Below are 19,119 nucleotides of genomic sequence, written 5' to 3'. Positions count from 1 at the left end.
TCGCTTCGTGGACGCGATCGGCTCCGATCACGACCCACCGATTCGCTCGGTGGCCGGCCACGCCAGCAGTTCCAGCAAAACGACTGCGAGCGCAGCGAAATAGCCGACGACCGCAAGCGGCGCAGTGAACAGTCCCGATCCAATACCCGGTACCGCAAGCAGTGTGCGAACGGCGAGGCCGCTGACCGCCAGCAGCGGGATTAGCGTGAGGACGGCGTCCGGTCGCTCGAGCATAGCTAATTATATCTAATTACAGCCATCCCGTTAAGGCTCGGACAATCAGCAGCAAGTGTCACTTGCATCAGATACTGGCAGTATTCGCTCTCAGCATGTACTGTGCATGCCACACCTCGAGACCGGGCGGCAGCACGCACCCGCCTGTTTCGCGTCCATTTGCTGGTGAAGAATGACGATCAAGCAAACGGTGACAACGTATTATGCGTTCCGTCGTGGACAGCGTACCCATGCGGCGACGACGCTATCTCGCCGCCGGGGGCGGTCTGGCGGCGACGCTGACGGGGAGTGTGGAAGCGATCGAACGAGAGGTCGCGAAGCGGAGAAGTGCCGTTCAGGACGACGGCGCCACCGAGGTTCGAATCGTCGAGACGAACGCGCCCGTCGAGGGTGGATCGCTGCTCGAGGTGAGTGTGGCAGTCGAAAACACAGGTACGACGGCAGTGCGAGCAACAGTCGAGAGTTTTTACGAGGGCGAACATCGATCGACCGTCGAAACGACGGTTGGTCCCGGTGAAACCGAGACGATCGACTACTTCAGTTATCGCACCTATCCGGTCAGCCAGGACGGGACGGTCACGGTCCGGTTCGAGACCGACGACGACACGGCCGAACGCACCGTCGACGTCCTCGCCGTCGAGGAATTGGACACCGCACAGCTGTCACCAGACCCGGAGCTGACGGTACAGCCGGAGACGACGGTGCTCTTCGAGGTCGAATCCGACGCGCTCGGGGAGTACGGTGGACGAACACAGTGGTTCGTCGATGCCGAGTACGTCGGTTGGTCGATGGGACCCTGGTTTAGCACGTACTACGGCCATCGGGGAGCCGACTACTGGCAGACGACGTTCGACTCGGCAGGCACCTACGAGGTCGCTGCTGCCGTCGGCGACGACGAGCCCCGTCGAGCGACGTGGACGATCACCGTGGCGGAAACCGGGACCGCAGCGCCGACCATCGAGGGCAAGCGGCCGGCCGCCGAGTCACTCGCGGTGACAACCGACGAATCGATCGAACTCGAGCTGGATGTCGCACACTCCGACGGCGCGCTCGACCGCGTCGTCTGGTGGCTCGGCCACGCGGACGTCATCCTCGGTGAGACAGCGGTGAGCGGGAGCGAAGACACCGCGACGCTCTCGCTCGAGAGCGGCTGCCACGGGTGTCCGATCATCGCCTGGGTAATCAGTGAGAACGGAACGATCACGTCCGAACGGCCGTGGGTGATCGACGACGTCGGTGAAACCGATGCGGACCTGGCCGTGTCGATCCTCGAGACGAACGATCCCGTCGACGCCGGCGAGGTGCTCGAGGTCACGGCGACGGTCGAGAACACGATCGACACCGAAATAACACAGGATGTCGATCTGATCGTCGGCCACGATCCCGAACTCGTCGACAGCCAGTCGGTGACCGTCGGCGGGGGCGAGTCCGAAACGATCGATCTCGAGTTCGAAACGGCAGTCGTCAGGCGAACCCAGACGTTCCCCGCGCGGGTCGAAGCCGAAGACAGCGCCGACGAACGGACGGTCGAAGTGATCGGCACCGAGGATATCGGACTGGACGTGACGATCGTGGAGACCAATGCACCGGTCCAGACGGGCGAGTTTCTCGAGGTGACCGCCGAGTTCGAGAATAGCCACTCCACGGGACTTACGCGAGAGGTGCAGTTGATCGTCGGTCACGATCCGACGGTGGTCGATACGGCAGTGGTATCACTCGAGTCCGGCGAATCCGAGACGGTCACGATGGGGTACGAGACCGCACTCGTCAGGAACACTCAAGAGTTCCCGGCCCGGATCGAAACCGAGACTGGTTCGGACGAGGTTCCTGTCTTCGTCTACGTCGACGAGCCGCCGCTGACAGTGACGAACATCGAGACGAACGATCCGGTCGCGACCGGCGATGTCCTTGAGGTGACCGCAACACTCGAGAACACTGCCGAGTCGGAGACGACCCAGGAAATCGAACTGATCGTCGGTCACGATCCCGAACTCGTCGATTCCCAGTCGGTGACGGTCGCCGGCGACGAGACCGAGACGGTCGGTCTCGAATTCGAAACGGCGCTCGTCCGGCGAACGCAGACGTTTCCCGTACGGGTCGAAAGCGACGACGACGCGGCCGTCCGCGACGTCGAGGTGATCGGCACAGACGATGTCGATGTAACCGTGACGATCACCGGGACGAACGATCCCGTCGACGCTGGCGACGTACTCGAGGTGACCGCCGAAGTCGAGAACGCGAGCGAGGTCACCGTGACGCAGGATCTCGAGTTCGTCGTCGGTCACGATCCAACTGTCGTGGATAGCACGTCGAGACGGGTCGAACCGGGTGCCCGCGAGACGGTCACGATGGCGTTCGAAACAGCACTCGTGGAAAACGACCAGGAGTTCCCGGTTCGCGTCGAGAGCGCCGTTGCCTCGGACGAACGGACGGTCCTCGTCTACGGCACCGACGACAGGGACATCGAGATCGAGTTCGTCGACTGCACGCAGGCAACCGTCTCCGGAACGTTCGAAGACGGCGACGATCTGACCGTCGAGACGCTCTTCGTCGACCCAGCGGGCGTCGGCAACGCCCATCCGGGGATCACGATCGGCGACGCGATCGATGCCCCGTTTTCCGGGACGATTCGGCTCCAGATCAGCGATAACGAGGGGGTCCTCGAGCGGACCGACGACGAGGTCGTCGTCGGACTCCGAGACGACGGCTTCGGCTCGACTATCGGGACCGTCTTCGTCAACTGGTTCGAATCGGATGAGCGCCGCGAAAGCAACCCAAACGACTGCATCGACGAACGCCGGCCCGAGCGGCCGACGATCGCACTCGAGGACGTCACGCCCGCGGAAGACGACAGCTACACAGTCACGTTCGGCTACGAGAACCCGAACGCGCTCGAACTCTTTGGCGGCGCGTTCGTCGCGGGAACAACCGGGGACGAACCGCCCGCGCTCGAGCCTGGAACTCACTCGTTCACCGTCGAGTGGACACCCGAAACCGACGACGAGCGACTCGTCTGGGAGATCGACCTCGAGCACTACCTCTACGACGAGACGCTCCGGGCCGAGACGGAGCCAGCTGGCGAGTACCGAGATCCGGAGCCTGCGTTTTCGGTCGCCATCCTCGAGACGACAGATCCCGTGGTGGCCGGTGAGACGCTCGAGGTGACGGTCGAGGTCGAAAACGTCGGCGACGCCACTGGTTCCCAGGAACTCGCGCTCGCGGTCGACGGGCAGGTCGTCGACACCGCGCAGGTCGATCTCAAGGAAGGTGCGCTCGAAACGGTGACGCTGTCGTATCAAACCCGACCGGAGGACATCGGCGAACTCACGGTTACCGTTCGCAGCGAGGACGACGAGGCGACGGCGCAGGTGACCGTCGAGGAACCAGCCGAGCCGGCGACATTCGAGGTGACAACTGTGAACGCGACCGATCCGGTCGAAGTCGGAGCCACACTCGAGGTGACCGCCGAGGTGACGAACGTCGGCACCGAAGCCGGTGAGACTGACGTGTACCTGGATATCGACCAGCAACAGGGCGCCGGCACCCAACCTGTGTCACTCGCTGCCGACGAGACGGGATCAGTCACGCTGACGTATGCGACGACCCAGACGGATGTCGGCGACCGAACCGCAACCGTGCGCACCGACGATGACGCTGCGTCGATCCAGTTCACGGTGACTGAACCCGAAACGGCTGACGAATCGCCCGACAGCACTCCCGACGAGCAACCGGAAGAGCCAGAGACTCCCGAAGAATCAGAGCCACCGGAGGAACCTGTCCCCTCCGAGGAACCGGAATCGCCCGACTCACCCGGAGACGAACAGACAGAAGACTCCCCGGCGGAGCCGGTTGATGAGCAGCCGGATAATCAATCAGTTGAACCGGTCGACGAATAGCTATCGCCGCGATCGGCGACACTCGAGCGGCCGGCTTACCGACGGCCACCAGCCGCACGCCCATCGTCAGCGCTACTGAAACTCCGCTTCTGCGAGCACGTCGTTCAAATCCGCCCGAATTCGCTCCCCCATCTCCCGATCTCGAGCGGTCGTCACGACACGATTTTCCTGCACGCTCGAGCCGTCTCGGAGCAACATCCGCACGTTGCCGCCGTCGTCGGCGCGGGTAACCTTTGCGCGCATACCCGACTGGGAGCCCTTGCCGCCGGCGTCGATGGGGCCCGGAATGACCTTCTTGACGTGGGGGTGGCCCGCGACAGCGTGGATCGCCTCCATACCCGTTCGGCCGCCGATAAGCGTCGTGTGGCTGCCGCCGATCTTCTCGGCCGGCGGTGTCTCGACGACGTCGAGCGCGCGGTTGCCGCGGCGCTCGAGGACGGCCTGGACTGGCTCGTCGTCGTCGACGCGGTAGAAAGGATGGTGGAGTTCCTCGCGCACGGCGCGAATTACCGTCCGCGTGCCCCCGGCGTAGACCTCCTCGGGACGCTTGCGGCGGATTTCGTCGCCGATCAGGCCCGCGAAGTTCCGGAGTTCGATCGGCTCGTTCTCGCCGTCTTCCGGCGTCGTCGTGATCGTCGTCTCGCCGAGGATCTGCTCGTCGGGGTCCGCCGACCCATCGCGCTCGTGCGTCTCGTCCTCACCCGCGAGCATCGTGATGGTCGCCCTGTCACGTGCCGCCTCGAGGACGATCGCTTCGGTGTTGGCCTCCCGACAGACCAGACAGTAGTCCCCGGGTTTCTCGAGCGGCGATGCGCAGTGGCGACACTCCATGATCGCGTGTTGACACCGGCCGTGTAAAACAGCCGTGTTTTTCGCCGGCTGCCGCGGCGCTAGAGTATGTGCTCGAAGATCGTCCGGACGGACGCAGTATCGACGACCTCGTAGGGGATCCGGAGTGGCGAGACCGAGACCTGATCCGCGAGCACGGCGTGGCGGTCGGTATCGTCGGGATCGGGGATGTCCCGGTTGGCCATCTGTTGCCAGAGGCGGTTAGTCAACTGAAAGCTTCCGTCCTCGACCGTCGCATCCATCTCGTAGACGCGGGTCGGGCGCGTAATCGCATAGCCGTTTGGCTCGCGGTCCGGCCGAGGTACGTTGACGTTCAGGTAGTCGACGCGATCGAACAGACCGGTTCCGGGCGCGCCGCTGACGATCGTGGCGGTGATCTCGGCCGCTCGCTCGAAATCCGTCGGCTCGAGGTCGGTGTCGTAGCCGAGCGTATCCATCGAGACGGCGATCGATGGCGTCTCGAGGAACGCTGCCTCCATCGCCGCGCTGACGGTCCCCGATCGGGAGAAGACGTACGCACCGAGGTTCGCACCGGCGTTACAGCCCGAGACGACGATGTCGGGTTCGGGCTCGATGGCGTTGACGCCGACGATGGCACAGTCACAGGGCGTGCCGTCGATGGCGTACCCGAGTTCGTGGTTGGTGTGGGGAACTGGCGAGGTAAACGAATCCGACTCCAGATCCAGCGAGAGGTCGTCGGGCGAGGATCGCGTCCGGCCATACGACAGCGACCGGCCGACCGCGCTGCGGTTCCGATCGGGCGCGACGACGGTGACCGTGCCAACCGCCTGGAGTGCGTCGTACAGCGCCCGGATTCCGGGTGCGTCGATCCCGTCGTCGTTCGTCAGGAGAATGTGGGGGTCAGAATCCAGTTCCATTGCCGTATACCCCGTCTAGCGGTCGACGTACCTATCAGTTCGGTTCGCGGCTACCGTCCGCTACGAGGCCGTGTCGACCGTATCCCCCAGTTTTGCCCCGCAGGACGGACAGTATCGCGAGCCGTCAGTGACGACCGCCTCACAGTCGGGACAGGTGATCGCGCCGGTCGGGCCGGGGCCGCTCTCGAGAGCCTCACCACAGGACGGGCAGTAGTCGGCGGTCGCCGGCACAGCGGCGCCACAGGATGGACAGGCGTCGCCGTCCTCCCAGAGCACACGACGCCGTGAGTTCGAGACGTAATTGTACGCGGCCCAGACGACGTTTCCAACCCCCAGCGAGAACCAGAACGTCAGCAGCGCGACGACGATGTGCGAGCCGATCGATCCGAACTCCCGGTCGACCATCACGACACGGTCGGGCGTCTCCTCCTCGATTCGCCAGCCCTGCGCGACGAGGTCGTCGATCTCTCGCTGCACGCGTTTGCTACGCATGGGTGTCCGTTGGACACGAGCGGGCAAAAGGCTGTCAGCGGACCTGTACGCGATCGATGACAGTCGTGGTTACCATGGCAGGTATCGCCGGAGGCGAGCCAGCACTGATGGCTCGTGACGGACACGTAGTGTGGTCCCGTCGGCCTCGCAGACGGCCTCCGTCGCGGGAATCCGCTCGCCGTCCGGCAGCAGAAACGACTGTTCGCCGGCTGGCACCGTCCCACCGCTGCTCGCGCCGAAGAGGGCCTTCGATCGCCCGGTCGGCTCCGGAACCGGCTCGCTGTACTCGATTTCGTACACCGGCTGCCCGTCTTCGATCGTCTTCTGCCAATCGACGATCTCGCGGGTCTCGTCCGTGCCGATCATATGCGACCCTACTCGTACCACCGTCTAAACGCTTCGGCGACCGGCTCGAGACTCGTCGCTGCCGGGTACAACGGCGTTAGCCGAGATGGATCGGATCGACTTTCAGATACTCGCGGGAAACGACCGTCGCGTACGCCCCCTTCGGGAGCGCAAACGAGAGGGTCAGCGGATCGGTTTCGAGCGACAGATCCGTCCGCAGGAGGATCGCCCGCCGGGTACCGGTCGAGTGGAACTCACCGGGGAGGTCGAAGTCCGCGGGTTCTAAGCCGAGATCGTCGAGAACGGCGCGTTCGATCTCGCCCTGTTCACCGTCAGCCAGTTTCGTCTCGGTGCCGACCAGCGGTGCGGTGACGAACGCCCGGCCGCGCTCACAGTGGCGCGTCACCGAGTTGACGCGGCGCTCGTCGACCCGCTGGAGCCGGTCGGGGTCGGGCAACTCGAGGCCGTCGGGCGCGTCGGTATCGGAAAAACAGACGACATCACCTTCGACGGGCCGATCGAACGGCAGCCCGCGCTCGAGCCGTTCGGACAGCATCAGGTTGAACGCGTACGACTGGGCCGCGTGGACGAACAGCCGCTGGAGGTTCGAGGGGACGCGCTCGAGGGCCGCCCTGAACTGCGCGGGACCGGGCTCGCCGTCGTGTTCTGCGAGCGCGTGAATCATCGAGCGCTCGTACCGGAGGCGGTTGGGAACACGCTCTAAGGCTTCCTGCCAGTCGCGCGTCTCCTCGACGAAGGCTCTGGCTTCCTGGGTCGACTCCGGTTCCGCGTCCGTCGGGTTCCCGAGGTAGGCCATCACTGCGCCTTCCCAGTCGCCGCGAGCGATCGCGAGACCGACCTCGTGGGTGACCGGCCGGCGACTGCCGAACCGCTGCTGGCCGAAGAAGTTGGGGACGCCGATCGAGGTTGTGTCGCCTGAGTCGTCGCTCCCCTGGCCTTCGAGGCCGCCGAATTCGTGCAGTTCGTCGGTGATCACGGCGGCGTTGCCGGGACGCTCGGGATCGCTGATGACGAGTTCGAAGGCGTTGCCCGCGAGGTCGCCGAACTCGAGGTTCCGTCCCGCCCGACCCAGCACCTCGATATCGACACCATCTATCTCGGGGATCTCCTCGGGGTCGGCCCCGTAGACCGAGAAGAGCTGGGTCGTCACGGCGTACTTGTCTTTCGTCCCGGCCCAGTTGACTCGCTCGCGGGAGATTCCCAAGGCATCGGAGAGTCGCGCAGCGAAGTCGTTGGTGTCCCAGCCCTGTAGGGTCGCCCGGAAAACGAGATGGGGGTATGCGTCGGTGGGCGCGTCGACCGGTTCGGTGTCGAAGCGCTCGAGTTCGCGCACCCGGAAGTGCTCGTCGTCCGCGCGCAGGCGGCCGCCAACGCCGTCGGTCTCGGAGACGTAGTGATCCATGCCGACGGCCTGCTCGGTGGGATGGGCTGGGCGCATGCTAGTTGCCGGGGCTTGGTGTGCGGGGCCTAAATCGGTTCGTTCTCGCGGCCGGCGATTAGTCCGTCCGCGGAATCGATCGCGCACCGAGCGCGAAGGTGACGACGGCGAGCGCTGCGAGGATTCCGAGGTTCGCGAGTGCAGGGTCGACGCCGGCCACCGCGGATGTCGTCGCGTCCGTGTAGGTCGCGGCCCGCACGCCGCGTGCAAAGTAGGTCAGCGGCGAGAGATTGACGAGCGGTTCGAACCAGCCTGGTAGCTGGGACAGCGAGATGAACGTCTCCGAGAGGAACAACAGGGGAAGGCCGATCGCGTTGCTGGCTGCGACCGCACCGTCCTGGGAGTCGGTGTAGCTGCCGAGCATCGCGCCGACGCCACAGAAACAGACGACGCCGATCAGGATGTAGAGTACTAACAGCGGCGAGAACACGATCTGGGCACCCGTCAGAACGATCACCAGCCCGAGGATGAGCAGACTCGCCAAGCCGATGATCGCGGCGTTGACCGCCGTCTGGGCGAGCAACCACTCGGGACGGGTCAGCGGTGTCGTCGCGAGTTTCTCGAAGCGACTCCCCTCACGGTGACGTGCGACCTCGCTGCCCATCCGCGACAGCGGCGTAAAGAGGACGACGACGGCAAGATAGCCGGGCACATAGTAGGCCGCCGGCTCCGTGAACAGCCCATCGCCCGTCGGATCGGTCCGGATCAGTGCGCCGAAGATGACGATCAGGATCACCGGGAAGAAAAACGTAAAGAAGACCGCCGTCCGCCGGCGGACGAACGACCGCCAGCCGGCACTCGTCTCGGCCCTGACACGTCCCATCCGGCTCATGCTGTCTCACCCGTTTGCGCGAGATCCGATGCATCGCCCCCGGCGTCGTGGTCACCGCCGTCGAGGCGATCCGTTCGCTCGCGTTCGGTCGCGTCGGCCAGCGCGAGATAAACGTCCTCGAGGTCTGGCTCGGCCCACGAGAGTTCCGTGTACTCGATGTCCCGTGCCTCGAGGTAGTCGACCACCGTCCCGATCGCTGCGGGGTCGATTTCACGAACGACGACTGCGCTGTCGGGGTTGCGGTTGCGGCCGCGTTCCGGCCGCTCGACCGGGTACGCGAGGTCCGCGAAGGCGTCAGGGTCGGCCGCCGTCTCGACGGTGAGGCGGCTCGAGCCGCCGTGATCCCGAACGAGGTCCGCAGGCGTGCCCTGTGCGACGAGCGAGCCGTCGGCGAGCAGGCCGACGCGGTCGGCGAGTCGCTCGGCTTCGGCCATGTCGTGGGTGGTCAGCACGACCGTTGTCCCGGCGTCGGCGAGATCCTCGATCAGCCGCCAGACGGTGCGCCGGCCGGCGGGGTCGATGCCGGTCGTCGGCTCGTCGAGAAAGAGCAGGTCGGGGTCGTTGACCAGCGCGGAGCCGACGCAGGCCCGGCGCTGCTGGCCGCCAGAGAGGTCCTCGTACCAGGTGTCGCCAGCGTCGACGAGCCCGACGTCCGCGAGGACGTCTTCGGGATCACGTGCGTCGTCGTAGAGGCCGGCGTAGTACGCGAGCAGTTCGCGGGCACTGAGCCGGCCCGGTGGCGAGAATTCCTGTGGCAACACGCCGAGCCGGTCACGATCGACGGCTGCCGGCGATGCGCCGAGGATTCGTGCGCTGCCTCCGTCGGGCTCGGTCGTCCCCGTCAGCGCGCGGACGAGCGTCGTCTTGCCGGCCCCGTTCGGCCCGATCAGCGCGAAGACCTCGCCACGGGCGACCGACAGCGAGGCACCCGATAGGGCGACGGTCTCGCCGTAGGTCTTCTCGAGATCCGTTGCTTCGACTACGGCTTCCATAGCGGTCGGTTCCGGCGCATCGCGGGTAAGGGGTTCGATTCGACCGGCCGGAATGCGGCTCGAGCGACGCGAGCGAGAATCGCGCTCTTGCCCGTGCAGGCCCAACCGTTACTGGACGAACCGTGCTACTGGTTCGAGAATGACCCAGCTCGGATACACCCTCTCGAGCGAGGAACACGGCCCGACGGAGCTGGTCGACATCGCCCGTCGTGCCGAGGCCGCCGGCTTCGATTTCGTCTCGATCTCGGATCACTTCCATCCCTGGATCTCCGCGCAGGGGGAGTCACCGTTCGTCTGGTCGACGCTGGGTGCCATCGCGAACGCGACCGACGAAATCGAGGTCGGTGTCGGTGTCACCTGTCCGACGACCCGCATCCATCCGGTCAACGTCGCCCACGCCGTCGCCACCGTCGACGAGCTGCTCGGCGATCGCTTTACCTTCGGCATCGGTACCGGCGAGAACTTAAACGAGCACATCACTGGCGAGCGCTGGCCCGAACACGACGTCCGCCTCGAGAAACTCGAGGAGTCGATGGAGGTGATGCGAACGCTCTGGACCGGCGAGACGACGAGCCACCGCGGCGAGCACTACACGGTCGAGAACGCGCGCCTCTATACGGTCCCCGACGAGCAGCCGACGACGGTCGCCAGCGCCTTCGGCCCGCAGACGGCCCGGTGGGCGGCCGAGCACGCCGACGGACTGTGGTGTTCCGGGCCAAAGGGAGACATCGTCGACGGCTACGAGGACGCCGGCGGCGACGGGCCGAAGTACACCCAACTACACGGCTGCTACGCCGAGACCGAGCAAGCGGCGATCGACACCATCTACGAAGTGTGGCCCAACGGCTCGCTCCCGGGAGAACTCGGCCAGGAGTTGTCGACGCCCGCCCACTTCGAACAGGCCGCCCAGATGGTCGAAAAAGAAGACATCGCGGCGTCAGGGACCACCACGGAACCGGACCCGCAGGCCCACATCGACAGCATCGAGCAGGCGATCGACGCCGGCTACGATCACGTGTATTACCACCAGATCGGGTCGGCACAAGAGCGGGCGCTCGAACTCTACGAGGAGGACGTGCTGCCGTCGTTCTAGTTAAGTGGTCGCGAACGCGACGAACCGGTTGATCGCCTCGTCGTTCCCCGCGACGATCAGCATGTCGTCCTCGCGGACGACGAAGTCCGGTCCGAGGTCGGTTAACAGCTCGTCGCCGCGTTCGGCCGCAACGACGGTACACCCAGTTCGTGCCCGCAGGTCGACATCGCCGAGACTTCGACCGGCGATCTGTGGGGCGGTCGTCCGGACGAGTTCGAACTGCGTCTCCGGCGTGAGGATCTCTTCGTCCTCGATCAGTACAGACGCGAGCATTCGGCCGGTCACCGTCGAGAGCGACAGAACGTACTCCGCCCCGGCCCGGTAGAACTTCGGAACGTTCTCGGTTTCGTTCGCTCGGACGATGATCTCGACGCTCGGCGCCATCTGTTTGATCACCAGCGTCGCATAGATCGATGCCGCATCGTCGTCGAGCGTCAGCACGACCGACTGGCCGTCGGTGACCCCCGCCGTCTCGAGGACCGATTCGTCGGTGACACTGCCGACGATATCGACTCCCTCCGCGTCGGCGGTATCGATGGAGAACGTGGAGACGCCGTCGGCAGCCAGCGTTTCTACCACGGTTCGACCGACGACACCGTAGCCGCCGACGACCACACGATCCGGACGGCGTGGCAGGGTCGACACCGTTCGCGATTTCAGGTCCGTGAGGTCGTCACGGCGTCCCGCGACGAGCAGGATCGTGTTGCCGTCGATCACCTGGTTGGGGTCGGGGACGGGGACGAACTCGCCGTTGAACCACGCGCCGATGACGGTGATTCCCATCCGATCCCGAACTCCCGACTCGGCGATCGTCTGGCCGACGAGGTCGCTGTGATCCTGAACGAGCAGTTCGGTCACCGTGAAGTCCTCGCTGAGTTCGATCGTGTCCCGTAGCTCGGCCGAAATCGTCGTCGTCGCCTTCGTCGCGAGGCTCTCTCCGAGCACCCGCCGCGGGCGGACGATCTCGTCGGCTCCGGCGTAGCGGTGGTAACTCGCGACGTCTTCGCCCTCGGCGACGCTGACGATCGTCAGCTCGCTCGAGAGTTCGCGAGCAGTGAGGATCACCATCGCGTTGGTCTCGGCATCGATGTCAGTCACGAGCGCGCGGGCGTCGGTGACGTTTGCTGCCCGAAGCGTTTCCGCCTGATCGAGTTCGCCGTAGATGGCGTCGGCCCCTTCGTTGTCGAGTTCGACGACTAGTTCGGGATCGTCGTCGATGAAGACGTAGGGGACGTTCGCCGCATCGAGCTCATCCGCGAGCACGTCCGACCGCGGCGTATACGAACAGATGACGACGTGATCGGTCAGGTCGGTCGACTCTGGCGGCCGATCCTCGAGGGCCTGCTGGAACAGCGGCACGACGAGCAGCGGCAGCGCGAGGAAGACGAGCAGGACGCCGGTGAGGTTCATCGCGATCACCATCAGGTTCGTCGGGGCGCTCTGCCAGTCGGCTGAATCGCCGCCGAAGCCGGCGGTCGTCAGCGCTTCGATCACGAACTGGAGCGCCTCGAAGTACGACATGTTCACCTCCTCAAAGGCGGCCATTCCAGCCTGATAGATGCCAGCATAGACGAACACAAGGGCGAAAACAGCGGCCAGTGAGAGCGCGATCCGACGCCACCAGTAATTCATCACCGAGTGGTGACCGTCGAGCGATTTGTAACTTCGGGAACGACGCTCTCGAATGGCTTCTGACCAGCCATCGGCGGGCGATCACCGCTTCCAAACCCGTTTTGGCGGTCGCCGTCGAACGCGCATCCATGGAGTACACCACGCTCGGCAACACAGGCACGACGGTCTCACGGCTCTGTTTCGGAACTTGGCGCTTCGGTCGCGAGACCGGCGGCATCGTCGAAACAGACCGTGACGAGGCCCACGAGCTTCTCGATGCCGCCTGGGACCACGGGATCAACTTCATCGACACGGCCAACGTCTACGGCGACCCCGACGGGACCAGCGAGGAGTGGATCGGCGAGTGGCTCGACGACCACGACCGCGAGGACTTCGTTATCGCCTCGAAGGTCTACTTTCCCTTCGACGGCTGGGGCGAACCCGGGCCGAACGACTCCGGGCTCGGGCGCAAGCACATCCGCGCCCAGATCGAGGGCACCTTAGAGCGACTGGGGACGGACTACCTCGACCTGTACTACATCCACCGCTGGGACGAGGGCACGCCGATCGAAGAGACCCTGCGGACACTCACCGACCTCGTCCGGGAGGGGAAAATCAACCACCTGGGGGCCTCGAGCATGGCCGCTTGGAAGCTCACGAAGGCGCTGTGGACGAGCGACGTGGAGGGCCTCGAGCGGTTCGACGTGACACAGCCGATGTTCAACGCCGCCGACACGGACGACGTCGGCGACTACCTCGACGTCTGTGCGGATCAGGACATCGCGGTCTGTCCGTACTCGCCGCTTGCCGGTGGCTTCCTCACCGGAAAGTACGAGCGCGACGAGGACGGCACCGTCGTCGCGCCGGACGGCTCGCGGGCCAGCCTCACCGACCTGTTCGAAGATCGCTATACAAGCGCGACCGCCTGGGAGGTCCTCGAGGCCGTTGAATCCGTCGCCGACGACCTCGATGCCACGCCCGCACAGGTCTCCTTGCGGTGGCTGATGGAGCAGGATCGCTTTACCTGCGTGCCGATCGTCGGCGCACGCACCCCGGATCAACTCGCGGAGAACGTCGGCGCAGTCGACCTCGAGCTGAGCGACGAGCAGTTCGCCCGGATCGACGACGCTCGCGGTGGGGACGACGATGGCTATCGCTGAGTTCGCCGAGCGTTGCGACCCCGTCACGCGAGATTCGGTTCTGAACGTGAATACGAAAGACGCCAGTGGCATACGAATCTCGTCCATTGGCGTCGAATCGGCGGTTTGTCGACGGCCAGATGTCGGTGTCATACGGACTCCTGTCAGTCAGTTCCGGTGGGACCGCCACCGCCCTGCGGGTGCACCGGTAAATCGGTACAGCAGACCGTATCAGTCTCCCGTCGAATACGATGTGGATTCGTTCTCGGACGAACTCGTCGCTGATCCGAACCGCGGGCGGAACACGCGCCAGACGACGCTCGGGTGGAGCAGACTGGTTGCCGACCGTTCCAGTCGGAACACGCGGAAGAACGCCTCGGTTAGGGTGCCATCGTCGTGGGCTCGCCGGAGGAGGCGAGCGACGTACTTGTTGAAGAGGTCAGTGCCGAACGGTTTCGGTCCCGTCGTCCGATCAAACACGAAATCCTTTCCGACGGCGATTCTCCACGCCTCGTCGATGATCGCGTCCGTCCGGCGGAAGAACCGCGGTCCAAGGCCTGCAAGTCCGGCGGCGAGTTCGTGATGAAGCGCAAGCGCGTCCAGCGCCGCAACCGACATCCCCTGCCCGTAGATGGGATTGAAGCTAGCGATTGCGTCGCCCGTGACGACCAAGCCCTTCGGGAACCGGTCGAGAGAACTGTAGTGTCGCCGAACGCTAGCGGGGAACGGATAGCGCGTACTCTCCGAGACCCACTCCTGTTCGCGGAGTCGACGGCCGATTTCGTCCCGCGGTAACGCCTCGGCCCACTCGATAAACGTCTCGCGGTCAGCAGGGGCTTGCTCACCGTGGAGCCCCTGAAGAAGTACCTCCCACTGGCCGTCCTCGATGGGAAGCATCGCTGCACCTCGTGGCCGGTGGGGCTCCGGTGCGATGAGGACGCCACCCCGAACGTCCGGCGGCCGCTCGATCCGGACAGTGCTGTAGGTGACGTCGATCTCGACCGTGTCGACGTCGGGTACCGGATACCCGTGTGTCTCGAGCCACGTCGGGGTCCGACTCTGTCGGCCAGTCGCGTCGACCACGAGCGTTGCCTCGAGTATGGTCTCTTGTCCGTCTTCGTCGCGGAACCGCACCCCCGTCACTCGCTCCGTCTCGGCGTCGTGCTCGTAGCCGAGAACGTGACACCCCCCGCGTAACTGTACCTCGCTGAACTCCTGGAGTCGCTCGCGGATGACGTGCTCGAAGAGGGGTCGGCTCGCATAGAGGGCGGGCAGGTCGGCAGCCGCTTCCGTGACGGCCCCTCCCTGGTCGTACCACACGAAGTCTTTGGTCATATCGAGCTGTAGCCCGCCGGCGGACTGAACCGCGTTCCCGAACCCCGGAAAGAAGTCCTCGAGCGTCGTCCGCCCGGCTTCGAGCAGCGCGTGTGGCTGGCTCGTCTGTGGCGCCCCCTCGCGAGCCGCCGGCGTGCTGGGGAACGTGTCGCGTTCGAGTACCACGACCTCGGCGAACGAATCGTAGAGAACCCGTGCCGCACAGAGCCCCGCCACGCTCCCACCGACGACGACCGCCCGCTGGCCGAGAGATGGCGCTCGTCGCTCGTCGTATCGGGCGATGTTCGCCAGCGTCATTCGATCGTACTAGAAGTAATGACTGATACCGGATAGTAGCTCTGGAACGATCGCCGTCGGATCGGAGACGATTATAGTAGCCACTGAAAGTCAATGTACACCTGATCGCACGGCTGCGTTGCGATCAGTGTGCAAATCGTTTCAGTGGCTACTATAGAACCGTTCCTGAGTCAGGGTCCGCTGCTCCCGTCTACCGTGGATCGCCAGCCATCGGCTCGAGCCCAACGCGATACTCGGTCAGGTTCTCGTAGCCGTCCGCGGTGACGACGACGAGGTCCTCGATGCGGACGCCGCCGACGTCGGGATCGTAGAGGCCGGGCTCGATCGAGATCACGTGGCCCGGCCGCAGCTCGCCCCCGGCCGGCGAGACGCTCGGCTGTTCGTGAACGTCGAGGCCGACGCCGTGGCCGGTGCTGTGGATGAAGCCCGTCTCCGTGTTCGGATCGCTCCGCAGCGTCGCGTAGCCCGCGTCTTCGATCACGTCGCAGGCCGCGTCGTGGACATCTGCGCCGGTGACACCGGCTTCGACGGCCTCGAGGGCGGCTTCGTAGGCCTCGCGGGTAACCTCGTAGCGCCGACGGGCCTCTGCGCCGGGATCGCCGCGGGCGAACGTCCGGGTCATGTCGGCGTGATAGCCCGTCTCCTTGTCGCGGGGGAAGATGTCGATCACGATCAACTCGCCGGCCCCAAGTGGGCCGCTGCCCCGGTCGTGTGGGTCCGCGGCGTCGGCCCCACAGGCGACGATGGTCTCGTCTAACCCACAGCCGTGGCGCAGCAGGCTGATTTCGATCTCCTCTTTGACGCGTTCGCTGGTGAGCGGCTCGTCGTCGTGAACGAGGGTCCCATCCTCGATTTCGGCAGTAGCGATCAACTCCTCGGCGCGGGCCATCGCGGTCTCGTTGGCCCGCTGGCTCGCCCGAATCTGCTCGAGTTCCCAGTCGGTTTTCGTCGCGCGGATGTCCGTCACGATCCCGTCGGGCTCGACCGTGACTGCGAGGCCGTGCTCGCGGAGTCCGTCGGCAGTCCCGGTCGGAAACGTCCGTGGCACGGCGATCGCGTCGACGTCGTGGTCCGCGAGAAAGGCCGCGATCGTCCGGATCGTCCCCTCGTATCGGCCGTGCTCGGCCACCAGTTGCTGGTAGTCGTAGGCGGCCCGCCGGGTGATCGAGTCCGCGTTCGCCTCGGCGCTCGCACGGCCGTACTCGAGTCCGGAGACGAGCAAGTGGACCCCGTCGTCCGTGACGAGCGTCTGGTATGGGTCCGGCGCGGTAAACCCCGAGACGTATCGCTGGTCCGAATCCGAGGCGTCGTCGTCGATCAGGTAACCGTCCAGCCCGTCGGCCGCGAGGAACTCGCGAAGCGCGGAGAGCTCGGCATCGACGTTCATGACTGGACGTGTGAGTGCAGCCCACAAAACACCGGGGGTCGCGGCCATCGTCGACTGGTCGAACCCACAGACTTATCATTAGAGATGGTAATCACCTGCGTATGAATCGGCGGCGGCTTCTCGCTGCGGGAGTTACGGCTGCACTCGCCGGCTGTGTCAGCTATCCGGGTCGCGACGAGCCCCCCTCGAGCGAGGAGGTCATCAGCGACGCAATCGAGACGCGCCGCCACATGACCGACCTGCAGGCGCGTCGAATCATGACGGTCGAGACGCCCGACGAGACCGTCGAACGAACCGAGCGTATCGCACGCAAACCGCCGGCCAAACAGCGCATCGACGTCCTCGAGTCGACCGATCCCGACGTCCCGTCCGGTGCTGTGACCGTGACCAACCGGGCGACGACGTGGGAATACAACCCATCCGAGGAGGTCGTCGACAAACAGTATCATCCGAACAAGGTCGATGCCGATCGAACGCGGCTCGTCCTCGAAGGGCTCCTCGAGGAGTCCCGCCTCGGCTACGAAGGTGTCGAGACTGTCGACGGCCGCGAAGCACACGTCGTCGAGACGAAGCCGCCGGTCGAGGACATCGGTCCGACGATCGAACTCGTCGTCGGGGAAACGACCTTCGTCGTCCCACTTCGGACAACCGGCGATCCCGACGCGATGGACGTCTCCCGGATCGTCTGGATCGATGACGAGTACCGGTATCCGATCAAGGAACGAAATACGGTCACGATCGACGGCGAGGCCCGACACAGGCTGACCGTCACCTACGAGGATCTCCTGATCGACGAGGGGCTCGAGCCGGGAACGTTCACGTACGACCCGCCGACAGACGCGACTGTCGTCACCGAAGGTCGCAAGCCGAAGGGCGTCTTCGAGACACGGGCGGCTGCCACAGAACTCACCCCGTACGACCTGCCGCAGCCGACGGTCCCAGCGTCATACACCCTCGATCGAGTCACCGTCGTCGAGAAAGCCGAACGGTTCGGAACGACGACGACACTGTGGTACAACGATCCAACCGTCGTCGCACGCGAACTCTACGTGGCCGTCCGGGAGGTCCAGCGGTTCAACCCCGACGTCCTCGAGACGATCGAGATCGATGGCCACACCGCCTATCGTCGTGACGGCCGGATTCAAAGCGTGTTCTGGAGCTGTGACGACCTGCACTACGAGGTCTCGAGTCTCACCGACGACACGCCGCTGCTCGAGATCGCGTCGTCGATCAGCTGTCCCTGATGCTGATACGGTTTGCTGTCCGATGCCCAGCGCACCCACAGGACGGGTCGCAGGCGCGCCGCGACCACCGAACACGATCTCGAGAACACAGGTGATCGAACGCTCGAGACTGTCTCCGATGCAACGCTGGCGTTTCCGGCGGCCGAACTCGACGAGTGCTCCGACCAGTCGTTGGCTGCGATCGTCAGACGTCGATAGGCTTTTTCCATGCCTCTGCGAAACGGTCTCATGATGGACGACGTTACGAGCCGGGTGATGGGTCGATGACGGGTGTTCGTGAGTGGTTGCAGACCGCACGCGAGGAGCGGTGGGGAATGTTGACGGATCTGGTGTTTGCGATCGTCTGGGTGACGGGCGTCGATCTCATCTTCCGCGTACTCGACGGTCCAGACTGGGCGTACTACATGTTCATGGCTGCGGGAATCGTCGCGTACTTCGGACTCGTCTGGAGTGTCGAAGTCGCGAAAGAAAAGCAGTAGTGACCGCCGTCGGCTGCAGTCGATACCGGTATCGGTTCGATTGGTACTAGAGAAGCGGTGCGTTCGAATAAAACGCCGAAAAGCGCTGCGTCTATGCCGAGTCGCGGCTGTCGACGACCAATACCGGTGCCGTCACGCTACGAAGCGTCCGTTCGGCGACGCTGCCGAGCAGTGCACGCTTGATACCCGAGCGACCGTGCGACCCCATGACGACGAGGTCGATGTCGTTGTGCTCGACGTAGTCCTCGATCAGCGAGTGCGGTTTCCCCGCCGAGACGTGTTCGACGGACTCGAGGCCGTGTTCGGCGGCGCGGTCGGCGACGAAGCCGGTGGCGCTGTCGGCACGGTCTTTGATCTCGGTCATCTCGCCGAAGTGGCCCTGTTCGATACGATCGAGCTGCTCAGCGCCGAGGCTGAGACTCATCGAGTCGGTATCGACCACGTACAGGGCGTGTACTTCGGCCCCATACTTCTCAGCGAGGTCGACCGCGTGCTCGACTGCCGCTTCGGACGTTTCGCTGCCGTCTGTCGGAACGAGTATTTTCTCGTACATTGTC

17 protein-coding genes are annotated in these 19,119 nt (G+C 64.9%); 5 read left to right on the top strand and 12 right to left on the bottom strand.

The window, feature by feature from the left end; genetic code table 11:
• Positions 1-27: 27 nt before the first annotated feature.
• Positions 28-234, bottom strand: coding sequence for a hypothetical protein (locus ACFR99_RS10880; RefSeq protein WP_390287201.1), 207 nt, complete (start codon positions 232-234; stop codon positions 28-30).
• 230 nt (positions 235-464) lie between these two features.
• Here ACFR99_RS10880 and ACFR99_RS10875 point away from each other — a divergent pair, with 230 nt between their 5' ends.
• The gene (locus tag ACFR99_RS10875) at positions 465-4,130 is read left to right on the top strand and encodes a CARDB domain-containing protein (RefSeq protein WP_390287198.1); all 3,666 of its coding nucleotides are present in this window, start codon (positions 465-467) and stop codon (positions 4,128-4,130) included.
• 72 nt (positions 4,131-4,202) lie between these two features.
• On the opposite strand, the gene ACFR99_RS10870 is transcribed toward ACFR99_RS10875, so the two are convergent.
• From ACFR99_RS10870 to ACFR99_RS10840, 7 genes are all read right to left on the bottom strand, one after another.
• On the bottom strand, positions 4,203-4,961 hold the full coding sequence (locus tag ACFR99_RS10870; RefSeq protein ID WP_390287195.1) for a DUF2103 domain-containing protein: 759 nt from the start codon (positions 4,959-4,961) through the stop codon (positions 4,203-4,205).
• Between the two features lie 59 nt (positions 4,962-5,020).
• A complete protein-coding gene (surE, locus tag ACFR99_RS10865) occupies positions 5,021-5,857 on the bottom strand; it encodes a 5'/3'-nucleotidase SurE (protein WP_390287191.1) in 837 nt (278 codons plus the stop codon).
• 60 nt (positions 5,858-5,917) lie between these two features.
• The gene (locus tag ACFR99_RS10860) at positions 5,918-6,349 is read right to left on the bottom strand and encodes a zinc ribbon domain-containing protein (protein WP_390287189.1); all 432 of its coding nucleotides are present in this window, start codon (positions 6,347-6,349) and stop codon (positions 5,918-5,920) included.
• 69 nt (positions 6,350-6,418) lie between these two features.
• Positions 6,419-6,715 (bottom strand): hypothetical protein, encoded by a 297-nt coding sequence (locus ACFR99_RS10855; RefSeq protein ID WP_390287187.1) that lies wholly within the window; start codon positions 6,713-6,715, stop codon positions 6,419-6,421.
• 76 nt (positions 6,716-6,791) lie between these two features.
• A complete protein-coding gene (truD, locus tag ACFR99_RS10850; protein ID WP_390287184.1) occupies positions 6,792-8,153 on the bottom strand; it encodes a tRNA pseudouridine(13) synthase TruD in 1,362 nt (453 codons plus the stop codon).
• A gap of 58 nt (positions 8,154-8,211) precedes the next feature.
• Positions 8,212-8,985 carry an ABC transporter permease gene (locus tag ACFR99_RS10845; RefSeq protein ID WP_390287182.1) on the bottom strand — a complete coding sequence of 258 codons (774 nt, stop codon included), beginning with the start codon at positions 8,983-8,985 and terminating at the stop codon, positions 8,212-8,214.
• Complete coding sequence (locus ACFR99_RS10840) at positions 8,982-9,977, bottom strand: ABC transporter ATP-binding protein (RefSeq protein ID WP_390287179.1); 996 nt, start codon at positions 9,975-9,977, stop codon at positions 8,982-8,984. Before ACFR99_RS10840 ends, ACFR99_RS10845 begins: the two co-directional genes overlap by 4 nt.
• A gap of 139 nt (positions 9,978-10,116) precedes the next feature.
• Between ACFR99_RS10840 and ACFR99_RS10835 the strand changes: the two genes are divergently transcribed.
• Complete coding sequence (locus ACFR99_RS10835) at positions 10,117-11,070, top strand: TIGR03557 family F420-dependent LLM class oxidoreductase (protein WP_390287177.1); 954 nt, start codon at positions 10,117-10,119, stop codon at positions 11,068-11,070.
• On the opposite strand, the gene ACFR99_RS10830 is transcribed toward ACFR99_RS10835, so the two are convergent.
• Positions 11,071-12,702: a potassium channel family protein gene (locus ACFR99_RS10830; RefSeq protein WP_390287174.1), complete on the bottom strand. Its 1,632-nt coding sequence runs from the start codon at positions 12,700-12,702 to the stop codon at positions 11,071-11,073. It abuts the gene before it with no gap.
• Positions 12,703-12,830: 128 nt separating this feature from the next.
• On the opposite strand from ACFR99_RS10830, the gene ACFR99_RS10825 reads away from it, so the two are divergent.
• Positions 12,831-13,841, top strand: a complete 1,011-nt coding sequence (locus tag ACFR99_RS10825; RefSeq protein WP_390287171.1) for an aldo/keto reductase — start codon at positions 12,831-12,833, stop codon at positions 13,839-13,841.
• Positions 13,842-14,051: 210 nt separating this feature from the next.
• On the opposite strand, the gene ACFR99_RS10820 is transcribed toward ACFR99_RS10825, so the two are convergent.
• Together ACFR99_RS10820 and ACFR99_RS10815 are read right to left on the bottom strand one after the other, a co-directional pair.
• Positions 14,052-15,452, bottom strand: coding sequence for an FAD-dependent oxidoreductase (locus tag ACFR99_RS10820; protein WP_390287168.1), 1,401 nt, complete (start codon positions 15,450-15,452; stop codon positions 14,052-14,054).
• Positions 15,453-15,642: 190 nt separating this feature from the next.
• A complete protein-coding gene (locus tag ACFR99_RS10815; RefSeq protein ID WP_390287165.1) occupies positions 15,643-16,839 on the bottom strand; it encodes a M24 family metallopeptidase in 1,197 nt (398 codons plus the stop codon).
• Between the two features lie 101 nt (positions 16,840-16,940).
• On the opposite strand from ACFR99_RS10815, the gene ACFR99_RS10810 reads away from it, so the two are divergent.
• Together ACFR99_RS10810 and ACFR99_RS10805 are read left to right on the top strand one after the other, a co-directional pair.
• Positions 16,941-18,083 carry a LolA family protein gene (locus tag ACFR99_RS10810; protein ID WP_390287162.1) on the top strand — a complete coding sequence of 381 codons (1,143 nt, stop codon included), beginning with the start codon at positions 16,941-16,943 and terminating at the stop codon, positions 18,081-18,083.
• A gap of 263 nt (positions 18,084-18,346) precedes the next feature.
• Complete coding sequence (locus ACFR99_RS10805) at positions 18,347-18,562, top strand: hypothetical protein (protein WP_390287159.1); 216 nt, start codon at positions 18,347-18,349, stop codon at positions 18,560-18,562.
• 91 nt (positions 18,563-18,653) lie between these two features.
• Here the strand turns inward: ACFR99_RS10805 and ACFR99_RS10800 are convergent, their stop codons facing one another.
• Positions 18,654-19,115, bottom strand: coding sequence for a universal stress protein (locus ACFR99_RS10800; RefSeq protein WP_390287157.1), 462 nt, complete (start codon positions 19,113-19,115; stop codon positions 18,654-18,656).
• Between the last annotated feature and the right edge of the window lie 4 nt (positions 19,116-19,119).

Origin of the sequence: Haloarchaeobius amylolyticus, assembly GCF_042678045.1 — an archaeon.
GTDB lineage: Archaea > Halobacteriota > Halobacteria > Halobacteriales > Natrialbaceae > Natrinema > Natrinema amylolyticus_A.
Note: the sequence above shows the minus strand (reverse complement) of the source record. Positions and strands in the feature narration are given on the sequence as shown.

Coding starts and splice junctions, on each gene's coding strand:
- ACFR99_RS10880 (WP_390287201.1), bottom strand. CDS start 234: ATGCTCGAGCGACCGGACGCCGTCCTCACGCTAATCCCGCTGCTGGCG.
- truD (WP_390287184.1), bottom strand. CDS start 8,153: ATGCGCCCAGCCCATCCCACCGAGCAGGCCGTCGGCATGGATCACTAC.
- ACFR99_RS10825 (WP_390287171.1), top strand. CDS start 12,831: ATGGAGTACACCACGCTCGGCAACACAGGCACGACGGTCTCACGGCTC.
- ACFR99_RS10820 (WP_390287168.1), bottom strand. CDS start 15,452: ATGACGCTGGCGAACATCGCCCGATACGACGAGCGACGAGCGCCATCT.
- ACFR99_RS10805 (WP_390287159.1), top strand. CDS start 18,347: ATGACGGGTGTTCGTGAGTGGTTGCAGACCGCACGCGAGGAGCGGTGG.
- ACFR99_RS10870 (WP_390287195.1), bottom strand. CDS start 4,961: ATGGAGTGTCGCCACTGCGCATCGCCGCTCGAGAAACCCGGGGACTAC.
- ACFR99_RS10815 (WP_390287165.1), bottom strand. CDS start 16,839: ATGAACGTCGATGCCGAGCTCTCCGCGCTTCGCGAGTTCCTCGCGGCC.
- ACFR99_RS10845 (WP_390287182.1), bottom strand. CDS start 8,985: ATGAGCCGGATGGGACGTGTCAGGGCCGAGACGAGTGCCGGCTGGCGG.
- surE (WP_390287191.1), bottom strand. CDS start 5,857: ATGGAACTGGATTCTGACCCCCACATTCTCCTGACGAACGACGACGGG.
- ACFR99_RS10835 (WP_390287177.1), top strand. CDS start 10,117: ATGACCCAGCTCGGATACACCCTCTCGAGCGAGGAACACGGCCCGACG.
- ACFR99_RS10800 (WP_390287157.1), bottom strand. CDS start 19,115: ATGTACGAGAAAATACTCGTTCCGACAGACGGCAGCGAAACGTCCGAA.
- ACFR99_RS10810 (WP_390287162.1), top strand. CDS start 16,941: ATGAATCGGCGGCGGCTTCTCGCTGCGGGAGTTACGGCTGCACTCGCC.
- ACFR99_RS10830 (WP_390287174.1), bottom strand. CDS start 12,702: ATGAATTACTGGTGGCGTCGGATCGCGCTCTCACTGGCCGCTGTTTTC.
- ACFR99_RS10860 (WP_390287189.1), bottom strand. CDS start 6,349: ATGCGTAGCAAACGCGTGCAGCGAGAGATCGACGACCTCGTCGCGCAG.
- ACFR99_RS10840 (WP_390287179.1), bottom strand. CDS start 9,977: ATGGAAGCCGTAGTCGAAGCAACGGATCTCGAGAAGACCTACGGCGAG.
- ACFR99_RS10875 (WP_390287198.1), top strand. CDS start 465: ATGCGGCGACGACGCTATCTCGCCGCCGGGGGCGGTCTGGCGGCGACG.
- ACFR99_RS10855 (WP_390287187.1), bottom strand. CDS start 6,715: ATGATCGGCACGGACGAGACCCGCGAGATCGTCGATTGGCAGAAGACG.